At 71.8% G+C, this 13,920-nt stretch carries 10 protein-coding genes, 2 tRNA genes and 1 riboswitch; of the genes, 9 read left to right on the top strand and 3 right to left on the bottom strand.

The window, feature by feature from the left end:
- Nucleotides 1–67 precede the first annotated feature (67 nt).
- A complete protein-coding gene (locus ACZ7LU_RS22435; protein WP_471917809.1) occupies nt 68–1,618 on the bottom strand; it encodes a metallophosphoesterase family protein in 1,551 nt (516 codons plus the stop codon).
- Between the two features lie 71 nt (nt 1,619–1,689).
- On the opposite strand from ACZ7LU_RS22435, the gene ACZ7LU_RS22430 reads away from it, so the two are divergent.
- From ACZ7LU_RS22430 to ACZ7LU_RS22410, 5 genes are all read left to right on the top strand, one after another.
- A complete protein-coding gene (locus ACZ7LU_RS22430) occupies nt 1,690–2,040 on the top strand; it encodes a metallopeptidase family protein (protein ID WP_398302588.1) in 351 nt (116 codons plus the stop codon).
- 198 nt (nt 2,041–2,238) lie between these two features.
- Nucleotides 2,239–2,784 (top strand): hypothetical protein, encoded by a 546-nt coding sequence (locus ACZ7LU_RS22425; RefSeq protein ID WP_468091447.1) that lies wholly within the window; start codon nt 2,239–2,241, stop codon nt 2,782–2,784.
- Nucleotides 2,785–3,008: 224 nt separating this feature from the next.
- Entirely contained in the window at nt 3,009–5,291 is a 2,283-nt protein-coding gene (locus tag ACZ7LU_RS22420) for a DEAD/DEAH box helicase (RefSeq protein ID WP_471917808.1), read from the top strand.
- A 192-nt stretch (nt 5,292–5,483) separates the two neighbouring features.
- Nucleotides 5,484–7,580 carry a LamG domain-containing protein gene (locus ACZ7LU_RS22415; protein WP_471917807.1) on the top strand — a complete coding sequence of 699 codons (2,097 nt, stop codon included), beginning with the start codon at nt 5,484–5,486 and terminating at the stop codon, nt 7,578–7,580.
- A 135-nt stretch (nt 7,581–7,715) separates the two neighbouring features.
- Nucleotides 7,716–7,788 (top strand) — tRNA-Lys (locus ACZ7LU_RS22410).
- A 58-nt stretch (nt 7,789–7,846) separates the two neighbouring features.
- Here the strand turns inward: ACZ7LU_RS22410 and ACZ7LU_RS22405 are convergent.
- Nucleotides 7,847–8,392: a YceI family protein gene (locus tag ACZ7LU_RS22405; RefSeq protein ID WP_471917806.1), complete on the bottom strand. Its 546-nt coding sequence runs from the start codon at nt 8,390–8,392 to the stop codon at nt 7,847–7,849.
- A gap of 204 nt (nt 8,393–8,596) precedes the next feature.
- Here ACZ7LU_RS22405 and ACZ7LU_RS22400 point away from each other — a divergent pair.
- From ACZ7LU_RS22400 to ACZ7LU_RS22385, 4 genes are all read left to right on the top strand, one after another.
- Nucleotides 8,597–8,670, top strand: a tRNA-Met gene (locus ACZ7LU_RS22400).
- A 97-nt stretch (nt 8,671–8,767) separates the two neighbouring features.
- Nucleotides 8,768–10,015, top strand: coding sequence for a PP2C family protein-serine/threonine phosphatase (locus ACZ7LU_RS22395; protein WP_468562157.1), 1,248 nt, complete (start codon nt 8,768–8,770; stop codon nt 10,013–10,015).
- 221 nt (nt 10,016–10,236) lie between these two features.
- Nucleotides 10,237–10,384, top strand: a riboswitch (cyclic di-AMP (ydaO/yuaA leader).
- An 11-nt stretch (nt 10,385–10,395) separates the two neighbouring features.
- The gene (locus tag ACZ7LU_RS22390) at nt 10,396–11,481 is read left to right on the top strand and encodes a M23 family metallopeptidase (protein ID WP_468091435.1); all 1,086 of its coding nucleotides are present in this window, start codon (nt 10,396–10,398) and stop codon (nt 11,479–11,481) included.
- Nucleotides 11,482–11,610: 129 nt separating this feature from the next.
- Nucleotides 11,611–12,555: an aldo/keto reductase gene (locus tag ACZ7LU_RS22385; protein ID WP_471917805.1), complete on the top strand. Its 945-nt coding sequence runs from the start codon at nt 11,611–11,613 to the stop codon at nt 12,553–12,555.
- 10 nt (nt 12,556–12,565) lie between these two features.
- On the opposite strand, the gene ACZ7LU_RS22380 is transcribed toward ACZ7LU_RS22385, so the two are convergent.
- Nucleotides 12,566–13,915: a PrsW family glutamic-type intramembrane protease gene (locus ACZ7LU_RS22380; RefSeq protein ID WP_471119624.1), complete on the bottom strand. Its 1,350-nt coding sequence runs from the start codon at nt 13,913–13,915 to the stop codon at nt 12,566–12,568.
- Nucleotides 13,916–13,920: the final 5 nt, after the last annotated feature.

Raw genomic sequence — 13,920 nt, 5'->3', positions numbered from 1 at the left:
GGGCGCTTTGCAGCGCGTCGGGGACGTGAGAAGCATATGGGATGCGGGGAGCTATCGCCAAAACGGTTTAGTCCGAGGGGCTCGGAGCGGTCGGCGAGGAGGGTGCGCCGGGGCGGTTCTCCTTGGGGAGGTGGCGGCTGACCTCGGCCTTCGTGAGGCCCAGGCCACCCAGTTTGATCTCGTCCCAGGCCTGCAGCCGCTTGGTCGTACGGTCCAGGTAGAGGACGGACGCCTCGACGGGATCGGGGTACTTGCCCTCGACCGCACGCAGCCCGCTGCCGCCCGTCGACCCCTCGATGCGCAGCCGCGTGCCCCCGTCCATGACCTCCATCTCCTGGTGGTGGACGTGGCCCGCGAGGACCAGCGGAACCTCGCCGTCCGTCTCGCGCGCCGCCGTCGGGTTGTGCGCGACGGCCACGTCGACCGGAGTGCCGGCCGCCCGTTCGGCGCGCAGGGCGGAGGCGAGCCGTATGCCCGCCATGTGCTCCACCGAGTCGCCCTCGGGCTTCTCCGAGCGGTCGGGGGTGTACTGCGGGTCGCCGATGCCGGCGAAGCGCAGGCCGGCGACGGTCTCGGCGCGGCCCTCGTCGAGGACGTGGACGTTCTTGAAGCGCTCCAGGTAGCGCTGGGTGGTGAGCGAGTCGTGGTTGCCGCGTACCCACACGTAGGGCGCGCCGAGGTCCTCGATGGGGTCGAGGAAGCCGTTCTCGGTGGCCGAGCCGTGGTCCATGGTGTCGCCCGAGTCGACGATGACGTCGATGTCGTACTGCGTCACCAGGGAGGAAATGATCTTCCAGCTCGCCGGGTTCAGGTGGATGTCCGAGACGTGCAGGACCCGCATGGTGGTGGGGTCCGGCTGGTACGCGGGAAGCGTGGACGTCACGTCGTACAGCTTGGTGACGTTGGTGACCAGGCGCGCCAACTCCTGCTGGTAGACATCGAATTCGCTGACGATGCTGCGGGCGTTGCCGACGACGGAGGGGGCGCTGCTGAGCAGTCCTGAGAATTTCGGCTCCAGGACGGATTTCGGGTTCCAGGTGGCGTACGCGGCCGCTCCCGACGCGGCGAGCAGCGCGAGGGCCAGACCGCCCGCGGCGAGCGCCCGGCGCGGGCGGCGGTAGACGGCGAGGCCGAGGGCCGTGGCGCCCGAGACGACGGCGACGCAGGAGCGTACGGCGAGGTCGAGCGTGCCGTGGCCGACGTCGTCGGTGACCTCGTCCTGGAGGCCGGAGAGCCGTTCCGGGTGGTCGACGAGGGCCTGGGCGCGTACCGGATCCAGGCGGTCCACGTCGACGTCCAGGCGGATGGGCGCCACGTGGGAGCGGAGCTCCAGGGCGCCGAGCGGCGAGACGTTGATCTTCGTGCCGCCGGACACGGACGGGCGGAGCGTCATGCGGGTGTCCATCGGTCCGACGGGCGCGCGCACGCTGCCCACGATGAGCAGGCCGAGCCACGCGCCGAGGACGACGACGGTGATCAGGCCCAGCGCGCGGGCGTAGGGATGCGGGGGGCTGACCAGCTCGGTCGTGGGGTGGGTGCGGCGGGCGCGGTAGTGGCCGACGAGGGCGCCACCCGCCCGTCGTACGCCCTGGAGAACGACTGTGAAGCCGCGTGCCATTGGTCCCCTATGCCCAAGTGCGGGCACGGGTATGCCGGGACGGCGGAGGCGGCGTGGCCGACAATGGGGGTGTGCTGGAGATGACGCGCGAGGAGTTCGAGGAACTGGTCGGCGAGGCTCTCGACCGGATTCCACCGGAGTTGACACGCCTGATGGACAACGTGGCGGTGTTCGTCGAGGACGAGCCGCCGGCCGACGACCCCGAGCTGCTCGGGTTGTACGAGGGGACTCCGCTGACCGACCGCGGCGAGTGGTACGCCGGGGTGCTGCCGGACCGCATCACGATCTACCGGGGGCCGACGCTGCGGATGTGCGGGTCGCGCGAGGAGGTGGTCGAGGAGACGGAGATCACCGTGGTGCACGAGGTGGCCCACCACTTCGGCATCGACGACGCCCGCCTGCACGCGCTCGGGTACGGGTGAGCGCCGGGCACCCGCCCTGGTGTGCGTGTGCGTGTGCGGAGCCCGGCGGTCCGGGGTGGCGGTCCGTGTCCTCTTGCGGGCCGCGGGAGTTGGGCAGGGCGTCTCGATTCCCAGAGCCTGTGCCATGACCCCGGCCGGGTGGTCGCCGCCCGGCCGGGGTTACGACACAGGCTCTCGCGCCTCAGGAGGTGCTCGGCCGTGCGTCAGTTGTACGTTCCCGTCCGTTGGGCCGCGGTCGCGGTGGCCGTAGCGGCGACCGCGGGCTGCATGAGCATCGGTGACGACGGGAACGCTCCGGCGCCCGACCGTTCCGCGGGGCAGCGCAGTGGGGCGGCCGCGCCCGACGGCGACCCCGTGACGAAGGGCGGTGACGCGGCCTCCGGGGACGAGGACGGGCCGGGCCGCGGGCGGCACAAGGGCAAGAAGAAGGGCAAGGGCGGGTCCTCGCACGAGGACCGGGCCGGGGCGGGGGCCGCGGAGCCCTCGGAGACCTCCTCGGCGGCGGCCACCGAGCGGCCGCCCAAGCCGGGCAGGCCGGGGCAGCCGACCCCGACCCGGCCGAAACCGACCCCGACGCGCAGCAGCGCGACACCGGACCCGCCGAAGCCCACGCCCACCCCGACGCCGGATCCGACCACTCCGGAGCCGTCGTCCTCGGAGGGGTCGGGGCAGGGGGCACAGCTCCAGCGGCGGAACGTGGAGATCGCGGAGCGTGAGCCGTCGCCCCAAGCGGGTCCTCACTGACAAATGTGCAGGTGAGAGGGGGTTTCACGGGGGCGGTTTGCCATATGGGGTGGGGGGTGCGTATGGTGGTAGATCGTTTGATCCCATTTGCCCGGCGCCGACACAGAAGAGCGCCGCGTGGCGCGTACTCTCCCTTGCCGTGGCTGACCGCATCGAGGCGGTCCATTGCGAAATCACGGAGTTGACGGGCGCGTGCCGAGACTCCGGAAGGTTTCGCATTTCGCATGTCCATTTTCAGTTCTGACCACGCCGTCCTGCCCGAGAACGAGATCGTCGAGAACGACGCGGCCGTAGTGGCCGCCGCCGAGATCGTCGAGTCCGCCGAGGCCCAGGACATCACCGAGGTCACCCCCGAGGCCCCCCAGGCCGACGCCTCCGAGGTCTCGGACGTCTCCGAGGCCGACGCCGACGCCGAGCCCGAGATGACCTTCGCCGACCTCGGTCTGCCCGAGGGCATCGTCCGCAAGCTCGCGCAGAACGGCGTCACCACGCCCTTCCCGATCCAGGCCGCGACCATCCCGGACGCCCTGGCCGGCAAGGACATCCTGGGCCGCGGCCGTACCGGCTCCGGCAAGACCCTCTCCTTCGGCCTGCCGATGCTGGCGACCCTCGCCGAGGGCGGCCGCACCGAGAAGAAGAAGCCCCGCGGCGTCATCCTCACCCCGACCCGCGAGCTCGCGATGCAGGTCGCGGACGCCCTCCAGCCCTACGGCGACGTGCTCGGCCTCAAGATGAAGGTCGTCTGCGGCGGTACGTCGATGGGCAACCAGATCTACGCCCTGGAGCGCGGCGTCGACATCCTCGTCGCCACGCCGGGCCGCCTGCGCGACATCATCAGCCGCGGCGCCTGCTCGCTGGAGAACACCCAGATCGCGGTGCTCGACGAGGCCGACCAGATGTCCGACCTGGGCTTCCTGCCCGAGGTCACCGAGCTGCTCGACCAGGTTCCGTCCGGCGGCCAGCGCATGCTGTTCTCGGCCACGATGGAGAACGAGATCTCCACGCTGGTCAAGCGCTACCTGACCAACCCGGTGACGCACGAGGTCGACAGCGCCCAGGGCAACGTCACGACCATGACGCACCACATCCTCATCGTGAAGCCCCGCGACAAGGCGCCCGTCACGGCCGCCATCGCCGCCCGCAAGGGCCGCACGATCATCTTCGTCCGCACCCAGCTGGGCGCCGACCGCATCGCCGAGCAGCTCTGCGACTCCGGCGTGAAGGCCGACGCGCTGCACGGCGGCATGACGCAGGGCGCTCGTACGCGCGTCCTGGAGGACTTCAAGAAGGGCTACGTCAACGCCCTCGTCGCCACCGACGTCGCCGCCCGCGGCATCCACGTCGACGGCATCGACCTGGTCCTGAACGTGGACCCGGCCGGCGACCACAAGGACTACCTGCACCGCTCGGGCCGTACGGCCCGAGCCGGCCGCAGCGGCACGGTCGTCTCCCTCTCCCTGCCGCACCAGCGCCGCCAGATCTTCCGCCTGATGGAGGACGCGGGCGTCGACGCCACGCGCCACATCATCAACGGCGGCGGCACCTTCGACCCGGAGGTCGCCGAGATCACCGGCGCCCGCTCCATGACCGAGGTGCAGGCCGACTCCGCGGGCAACGCCGCGACCCAGGCCGAGCGTGAGGTCAAGGAGCTCACCAAGGAGCTGGAGCGCGCCACGCGCCGCGCCGCCGAGCTGCGCGAGGAGGCCGACCGCCTCACCGCCCGTGCCGCCCGCGAGCGCGGCGAGGACCCGGAGACGGCGATCGCCGAGGCCGCTGCCGCCGCCGAGGCCGTCGTGGAGGCCGCCGTGTCGGTCCCCGAGCAGCCCGTCGCCTCCGAGCGCCCGGTCCGCGAGGAGCGTTCCTCCTCGTACGACCGCCGTCCGCAGCGTGACGAGCGCGGCAACTACGAGCGCCGCGACAACCGCAGCGGTGGCTTCAGCCGCGACCGTCGTGACGACAACCGCGGTGGCGGCTTCAGCCGCGACCGTCGTGACGACAACCGTGGTGGCGGCTTCCGTCGCGACGACCGTCCGTCCGGTGGCGACCGTGGTGGCCGTTCGTTCGAGCGCCGCGACGACAACCGTGGCGGTGGCTTCAACCGCGACCGTCGCGATGACAACCGTGGTGGCGGCTTCCGTCGCGACGACCGTCCCTCCGGTGGCGACCGTGGTGGCCGTTCGTTCGAGCGCCGCGACGACAACCGCGGTGGCGGCTTCAACCGCGACCGCCGTGACGACAACCGTGGCGGTGGCTTCAACCGCGACCGTCGTGACGACAACCGTGGCGGCAGCTTCCGCCGTGACGACCGTCCGGCCGGCGGCCACCGCGGCAGCGACCGTCCGTTCAACCGCGACCGTCGCGACGACCGCCCCGCCGGCGGCTCGGGCGGCTTCCGCTCCGGCGGCCACGACCGCCCGTCGTACAACCGCCGCGACGACCGCTCCGGCTCCGGCACGGGTTCGTTCGGCCGCCGCGACGACAAGCCGCGCTGGAAGCGCAACGGCTGATCGTCGGTCAGCACCTGTAACCAGGTCCGTCTGAACCGAGGGGCCCGCACGACGTACGCGTCGTGCGGGCCCTTCGGCGTGTCCGGGCCGCCCCGTCACGGACCGCGTACCGATGTCAGTACCCACTGTTACCTTCGAGCACGTTGGGAAGGGCGGTCCGGTGGGGAGCCGGGCCGACAGGGAGGGGACCCCGTGGTTCGTCATGCCTTCGTGCGCTGCGCAGTCGCTGTCGCACTCGCCTCGTCAGCCGTCGTCGCCACACCATGGGTGGCCGGGGCGGCGGAGAACCGGCCGCCGGAGCAGCCGGCCCGAGCCGATCTGAGAACCGCCGACACGGAGTGCGTCGCCGGCGCCGAGAGACCCTATGTCCGTACGCGGCCGCAGCTGAGGGCGGTGCTCCGCGATCCGGACGCGCAGCCCGTCTCCGCGGAGTTCGAGGTGTCCTGGCAGGACGGGGACGGTGAGCGGCAGGTGCGCTCTGCGCGGACGACGTCCAAGGGGAGTGGTTCGTCGTTCAGCTGGTCCGTTCCGGAAGACCTGCCGGCGCTCACCGAGGTGAGCTGGCGGGTGCGGGCCTTCGACGGTACGGCGTGGGGGGCGTGGAGCGCCGAAGGAGGCCCGGGCGGCTGCGAGTTCGTGTACGACGACGAGATGCCCGCGAAGCCTTCGGTGGCGTCGCCGCAGTATCCGGACGACGACGCGTGGCACGACGGGGTCGGCGTGCGCGGCACGTTCACGGTCGACTCGGACTCCGACGACACGGTGGCCTATGTCTACAGCTTCACGGGGGAGACGCCGAAGACCGTCGCGCCCGTACGGCCGGGTGGACCGGCCGAGTTCAGCTGGCTGCCGGAGCGGGAGGGTCCGATGACGGTCAGCGTCCAGGCGCAGGACCGTGCGGGGAACAGGAGCGATCCGACGAGGTACCAGGTCCTCGTGAAGAAGGGCAGCGCACCGGCCGCCCACTGGAAGCTCGCCGACCCGGCGGGGTCCTCCGAAGGCGCCGCCGAATCGGGCGGCAGGTCCGCGAAGGCGGGCTCCGGCGTCGCCTTCGGCGCCGAAGGGCCGACGCGTACGGGGGTGGGGTCGGCGGTGCGGCTGGACGGTTCGGCCGACGCGTATCTGTCGCCGGGCGCCCCCGCCGTGGACACCGGCGGGGCCTTCGCGGTGAGCGCCTGGGTGCGGCCCGACGAGGTGGGCCGGGGCATGGCCGCGGTGAGCCAGGACGGTGACGGGGCTGCGGCCTACCGGCTGGGGACCGACGGCGACGGGTCGTGGTCCTTCGCGCTGGGCGGGCCGGAGGGCGCTGCCGTACGGGCGAAGGGCGGCACTCCGGAGAGCGGGGAGTGGGCGCAGCTGACAGGTGTGTACGACCCGGCGGTGAAGACGGCCCGGTTGTACGTGAACGGCCGCCTCGTCGACAAGGCGGAGAACGCTCCGGCGCCGCGGGGAAGCGGTGGCGCGCAGATCGGCCGGGCCCTGGGCGAGTCCGGGCAGGGCGGGAACTGGGCCGGCCGGATCGCCGACGTACGCGCGTGGAACCGGGTCGTCGTCCCGGCGGAAGCGGCGGACCTCGCGGAGCGCGCGGCCGTGCGTGCGGGGCGCTGGCAGCTCGAGGAGGCGTCCGGGGGAGCGAGCCCCGAGGAGGGCGGCGGACAGCCGTTGAAGCTGGGCGGTGACGCGAAGATCCGCCGCGACGACCAGTCCTGTGACCCGGCCATGGACCCCGAGTGCGGTCCGGGGGACCCGGCGATGGTGGGCGAGGGGGAACTGCTCCTGGACGGCGACGGCGACTTCGCCGCGACCGGCGCCCCGGTCGTGGACACCGGCGACAGTTTCTCGCTCGCCGCACATGTGCGGATCGACCCGGCCGCCGAGGACCGGACGATGACGGTCCTGTCCCTGCCGGGCGAGCACAACGACCTCGCCACGCTGCGGTACACGCCGCAGCGGCAGATATGGGAGCTGACCCTGGCTCACGAGGACCGGGCGGGAGCGGAGACGACGACGCTCAAGGCGGACAACAGCTGGGCCTCGCCGGGTGACCCGCACCACCTGGCGGTGGTGTACGACGACGGGGCCGACGAGGTGCTGCTGTACGTCGACGGCACACCGATGGCCCGTGCGCCGTTCCACCACGCGTGGCGGGCCGAGGCCGGGCCGCAGGTCGGCCGGGCCACGACGGCGGACGGCCGGGGCGAGTACCTGCACGGGGCCGTGGACGACGTGCACGCCTACGCGGGAGTGCTCAGCGAGCAGGATGTGGTGAGGCTGGGCGTGTCGATCTGACACGCGGCGGGAGGCTGCCGCGGAGGCTTCCACAGCTCCGCGGAACCTCCCGTTCCGCAACAGCACTGGTCCTCGACGGCGATACCCGATCGGATGACGGGCCCCCTCCCGCTATGCTCGGGGGTGCACCGACGAGGACCGTTAGCTCAATTGGCAGAGCAGTGGACTTTTAATCCATTGGTTGTGGGTTCGAGTCCCACACGGTCTACAGAGAAAGCCCAGTTCGGAGTCGTCTCCGAGCTGGGCTTTCGGTGTGTTGTGGGGGGTCAGGGGCGGCGGAGTGCCGCGATTTCGAATTCGACCGTCACCTTCGGGCTGACGAAGAGTACGTCTGCGGCGTTCGCGGTCGCGCCCCAGTCCTTGCGGTTGATCAGGACGCTGCCCTTGAAGCCGACGCGCAGGTCGCCCTGTGCGTCGTTCTCGCCGCCGGTCGTCTCGACGGTCAGGGTGAGCGGCCTGGTCGTGCCGCGCAGGGTCAGGTTGCCGGTCACCTTGAAGGTGGTTCCGTCTACCTGCTCCACCTCGGTGGACGCGAAGGTGATGACGGGGTGGTTCTCCGCGTCCAGGAACTTGGCGCGCACCGGGTCGTCGCGGAACTTGTTGTGGCTCTGCAGGCTCTTCGATCGGATCGTGAGCCGGATGGCGGACTTCGAGGGGTCGTCGCCGTCGAGCTGGGCACTGCCCTCGAACTCCTCGAAGTGCCCACGGACCTGGGGTCCGACCGAGTGCCGGGCGACGAAGCCGATGCGGGTGCGGGCGGTGTCGAGGACGTACTCGCCGCTCAGCTCGCTGAGTTTGGTGATGGTTGACATTGCTTGGTCACTCCCGGTGGGAAAGAGGCAGTAAGCGTTCGGTGCAACCGGTCACTGGAGAAGGCGTCGTGGAGCGTGGATCGACCGTGGAGGCTCGAACATACCGCCGGGGTCGGCACCCCTCCGGGCTGCTCGAGCGCAGGCCCACCCTGAGTCAAGTGGTTCGACGCACCCCTCCGGATGGCGTACTGTTGGGTTTACCGACGCGGGGTGGAGCAGCTCGGTAGCTCGCTGGGCTCATAACCCAGAGGTCGCAGGTTCAAATCCTGTCCCCGCTACTGAAGGCCTGAGGCCGGGAAGCATCAGCTTCCCGGCCTCAGGTGTTTTCCGGGCCCGTAACCCGCTCGGCCCACACCAGGTCGCACCCTCCTCCCGCTGCGGGAACCCTGGGTGGAGCGCGGTGATGGGCGCGGAGTCGGCGGGAGACAAGCGGTGGGGCAGCGAGGAGTACCCGACGGCAGAGGGGTCAGGGGGGACAGAGGGGCCAGGGAGGCCAGGGGGGCCACCGGTACCGAGCGCGCCTTCGTGCGGGTCCTGCCTCTCCTGCTGCTCATCGTCGGTGTCGCCTACGACGTGTCGACCCCGCCGGAGTTCACCGCCGCCCCGCTCTTCACGGCGGCCCCGCTGATCGCCGCTCCCTTCTACTCGCTGCTCAGCACTGTCCTGACCGGCGCGGCGGCCACGGGCGCCGTCCTCTTCCTGCACTACTTCCTGCACTACGGCAACCGCGTCAGCAGCCATGTCGAGGCCGTCACCGAAGTGGTCACCGTGGCGACCGTCGCCGCCCTCGCCATCGTGATCAACCGTGTCGTGCGCCGCGGCAACGACCGGCTCGCCATCGCCCGCTCCATCTCCGAGGCCACCCAGCGCGCCGTGCTGCCCGCGCCGGACCCGCGCATCGGCGGGCTCGACATCGCGGCACGGTACGAGGCCGCGCAGGCCGACGCGTTCATCGGGGGCGATCTGTACGCCGTGCAGGACACCCCGCACGGCGTGCGGCTCATCGTCGGTGACGTACGCGGCAAGGGCATGGGCGCGGTCGCGGCGGTCGCCGTCGTCATCGGCGCCTTCCGGGAGGCCGCCGAGCAGGAGGCCACCCTGGAGGCGGTGGCACAGCGCCTGGAGCGGGCGCTGGCGCGTGAGGGCACCCGGCGCGACGGGCTCGACGCGTTCGAGGGGTTCACCACCGCCGTCCTCGCGGAGATCCGGCACGGCGAGGGTTCCGTACGCCTGATCAACCGCGGGCACCCGCCACCGTTGCTGCTGCGCGGTGACGGGCGGCTGTGCGTCATGTCGGCGAGCGAGCCCGCGCTGCCGCTCGGCATGGGGGACCTGGGGGTCTGGCCGGACCGGGCGGACGAGTCGGAGTTCCCGCCCGGCGCGACGCTGCTCTTCTACACGGACGGCCTGTCGGAGGCGCGGGACGCGGCGGGGGAGTTCTACGATCCCGCGGCGCGGCTCGGCGGGCGGATCTTCCCGGGCCGGGGCGGCCCGCACGCGCTGCTCGCCGCCCTGGCGGGGGAGGTGCGGCGGCACACCGGGGGCGCCATGACGGACGACATGGCGCTGCTCGCGGTGCGGCGGCCCGCCGCCGGCGATCCGGAGGTCACCGCCGGTGACTGAAGTACACCCCTCCGCATAACAACTGACACACTGTCAAGGAAATGTGAAGCTCCGGTGTTTGAAGGCCGGGGGTCAACTCGCCCCGGTCCGCACCCTCGTGTCCCGGTACGTACACGCGATCAGCGTTAACGATCAACCGGAACGGCTTGGAATACGGACCCCCTGTCTATTAACGTTCGATAACGCAGCGCGGTCGTCCCAGCCGTCACTAGAGGCGGCTCCGCGCGCACGCGCCTAATCCCGCAAGGGAGCCGGGGAACCACCAACTTGGGGTGAATCGGGCAGCTGTGCCTCCGTGCCAGGTGTTCGTAGGAGACCTTCCTGCTCCGAACCCGTCAGCTAACCCGGTAGGCGAGAAGGAAGGAAAGGAGCGCGCCCCAGTGGCGTCCAACCGGCCTGCCCCCCGAGCCGTGTACGTGCCGAATGACGACGACTTCGGCTCGTACGACGAGGGCCCCCTCGACACCTTCGAGGAGTGGAACCCCACCGAGGAGTCCATCCGCCCCGTCCGCGGCAGGCACCGCGTGCACAAGAAGGGCGGCGGCGGGCTTGCCCGCAGCTCCACCGTGCTCGGCGTGGGCGTCATCGCCGCCGTCGGCGCCGGCGGCATCGCCACCGCCCAGGACGGCAAGCCGCCGGTCTCCATATCCTTGCCCGACCTGCCGGGCGTGGGCGCCGTCGCCGACTCGCTGCCGGCGGCCGAGTCCCTGCCGGGCGTCGGGTCCCTGATGTCCGAGGACTCGCCGGAGACCACCACGGTCGCGGCCGCCGCTCCGCTCACCGCCGCCGGTGTCAGCACCGCCGACGCCGAGCAGGGCACCACCGACGCGGGCGAGGCGCTGCGCGCCCGCATCATGCAGCAGGCCGAGAACCAGCAGGAGCAGGCGGACACCGCCGTGCGGACCGCGGCCGAGGAGGCCGCCGTCAAGAAGGCCGCCGAAGAGGCCGCCGAACAGCAGAAGGCGGCCGAGAAGGCGGCGGACGCCAAGGCCGCGGCCAAGAAGAAGAAGGAAGAGGAGGCCCGGAAGGCGAAGGCCGAGGCCGAGCGCCGCGCCAAGCTCGCCAAGAGCTACGCCATCCCCACCTCCTCGTACACCCTCACGTCGCACTTCGGTGACGCCGGTTCCATGTGGTCCTCCGGGCACCACACGGGTCTGGACTTCGCTGCTCCCACCGGTACCCCGCTCAAGGCGGTGCACACCGGCACTGTCAAGGAGGCCGGCTGGGCGGGCGCGTACGGCTACCGCACCGTGCTCGAACTGGAGGACGGCACGGAGATCTGGTACTGCCACCAGTCCTCGCTCAACGTCAGCGCCGGCCAGAAAGTCAGCACGGGCGACGTCATCGGCCGCGTCGGCGCGACGGGCAACGTCACCGGGCCCCACCTCCACCTGGAGGTCCACACGCCCGGCGGCTCCGGGATCGACCCCCTCGGCTGGCTGCAGAGCAAGGGCCTGAACCCCTGACCCGACTCCGGGACGCAGCCCCCACCCCCTTCTGAGAGACTCCGGCGGTCCTGGCGACAACCCCCCGACGCCAGGGCTGCCGGTCCGGCCGAACGGAATTCCGTTTCCGGCGCCGGTGTTGAGGGACATATGACTTCTCTACGCCCGCTTGGCTCTTCCGACCTCGAGGTCTTCCCGCTCTCCCTCGGCGGCAACGTCTTCGGCTGGACCGCCGACCGGACGGCGTCCTTCGCCGTCCTCGACGCCTACACCGCGGCCGGCGGCAACTTCATCGACACCGCCGACGTCTACTCGGCATGGGTCGAGGGCAACCGGGGCGGCGAGTCCGAGACCCTCATCGGCGAGTGGCTGACCGAGCGCGGCAACCGCTCCGACGTCGTCATCGCCACGAAGGTCGGCGCGCACCCCGAGTACAAGGGCCTCTCCGCGACCACCGTCAAGGGCGCGGTCGACGCCTCCCTGCGCCGTCTCGGCACCGATTACATCGACCTCTACTACACCCACTACGACGACCCGTCGCTCCCCGTCGAGGAGATCATCGGCGTGCTCGACGAACTGGTGCGGGCCGGCAAGGTGCGGGCGATCGCGGCCTCCAACATCACCCCCGAGCGGCTCCAGGAGTCGCTCGACCTCTCCGACCGCGAGGGCCTCGCGCGGTACGTCGCGCTCCAGCCGCACTACAACCTCGTCTCCCGCGACACCTACGAGGGCCCGCTCCAGGAGGTCGCCTCCCGCTCCGGCCTCGCCGCCGTCCCCTACTACGCGCTCGCGTCCGGCTTCCTCACCGGCAAGTATCGCGGGGGCGCCCAGGTGGAGAGCGCGCGGAGCGGCCGGGTCGAGGAGTACGTGGGCAGCGAGCGGGGCGACCGTGTCCTCGCCGCGCTCGACGAGATCGCCGGGGCGCGGGGCGCCCAGGTCGCGACGGTGGCGCTCGCCTGGCTCGCGGCACAGCCCACCGTGGCGGCGCCGATCGCCTCCGCGCGCACGGTGGAGCAGCTGCCCGCCCTGCTCGCGGTCGGCGACCTGGAGCTGACGGAGGCGGAGGTCGCGGCGCTGACCGCGGCGTCCGCCTGACGCCCGGCGGTCAGATGTTGCGGTAGGGGTTGTGCGCCGGGTAGCCGTACGCCGGGTGGGGCTGCGGCTGCCCGTACGGGGGCGGGGTGTGGCCGTACGGCTGGTACGGCTGGTAGGGCGTGTACGGCATCGGGGGCACCGCCGGCGCCGTCGCCCCGGCCGCGTACGCCAGCGCGGGGCGGGACGGTTCGCGGCGCTCCCAGAGCTTTTCGAGGAGCTCCCGCTCGCGTACGACGAAGTCGGCACCGGCCCGCCCGAGGCGGCCCCGGTGGCGCAGGAACGCGAGCGACGTCGCGTACATCTGGTACTCCGCGACCGTGCGGGCCGCGGCCTTTCCCCAGGTGTACGAGGCGTAGTCGCGGGCCACCGAGCGGGCGCGCATCGAGCCGAGCGCGTACGGCTCGGGCGGCGTGAGCCAGCCCGCCGCCGCGTACACGGGCAGCTCGGCGCGGATCATGCGCAGTTCGCGCTGCCGGGTCCAGATCGCCAGCCAGGTCAGCAGGCCGAACGCCGGGAGCATGAAGAGGGCGTACACGGCGAAGAAGCCGTACTGCCCGAAGACCGCCGAGCCGTTCCACAGCGCGTGCACGCCCATCGCGAGCAGCAGTCCGGTGAGCGGGAGCAGCACGCGGCGCAGGTGCCGGTGCTCGGCCGAGAGCGCGGCGATGCCGAAGCCGATGCCGGTCAGGACCGTGAACAGCGGGTGCGCGAACGGGGACATGACGACGCGTACGAAGAAGGTCGCTGCCGTCACCGACGCGAGGCCGCTCTCGCGGCTCAGCTGGTCGGTGACGAAGGCGTTGCCCAGATAGAGGATGTTCTCGGTGAACGCGAACCCGGTCGCGGTCACCCCGGCTATGACGATGCCGTCGACGATGCCGGTGAAGTCGCGTCTGCGGAAGAGGAAGACGAGCAGGACGGCCGCCGCCTTGGCGCTCTCCTCGACGATCGGGGCGATGACGGTGGCGCCGAGGGTGTCGGCGCTGCTGGGGTCGGCGGTGGCGGTGGCTATCCAGCGGATCGCGAAGCTGTTCGCGACGATCGCTATGAGCGCGGCCGCGCAGGCGCCCCAGGAGAAGGAGAAGAGGAGGTTCCGCCAGGGGCCCGGCGCCACCCGGTCCAGCCAGCGGAACGCGGCGACGAGCAGCGGCACGGGCACGGTCGCGAGGCCGAGCCCGACCAGGAAGCCCTCGGTGCCGGTCTGCTCCCTGACCAGGGCCAGGATCACCAGGCCGGAGAGGGCGAGCAGGGTGACGAGCGCGGCCACGCGTATCGCGCGCCGCTGCCACCAGCGGACGCGGGAAAGCGCCCCCGGGGCGGGCGCCTCGGGGGGTATCGGATACGGAGGACTGGTGGCCACGTCGT

This window comes from Streptomyces sp. NPDC039462 (assembly GCF_055639375.1).
This window is presented reverse-complemented; position numbering and strand designations above follow the sequence as displayed.

What these genes read in the sequence shown, in the direction of transcription:
- ACZ7LU_RS22435 (WP_471917809.1), bottom strand. Translation starts at nt 1,618, where the DNA reads ATGGCACGCGGCTTCACAGTCGTTCTCCAGGGCGTACGACGGGCGGGT.
- ACZ7LU_RS22420 (WP_471917808.1), top strand. Translation starts at nt 3,009, where the DNA reads ATGTCCATTTTCAGTTCTGACCACGCCGTCCTGCCCGAGAACGAGATC.
- ACZ7LU_RS22405 (WP_471917806.1), bottom strand. Translation starts at nt 8,392, where the DNA reads ATGTCAACCATCACCAAACTCAGCGAGCTGAGCGGCGAGTACGTCCTC.
- ACZ7LU_RS22385 (WP_471917805.1), top strand. Translation starts at nt 11,611, where the DNA reads ATGACTTCTCTACGCCCGCTTGGCTCTTCCGACCTCGAGGTCTTCCCG.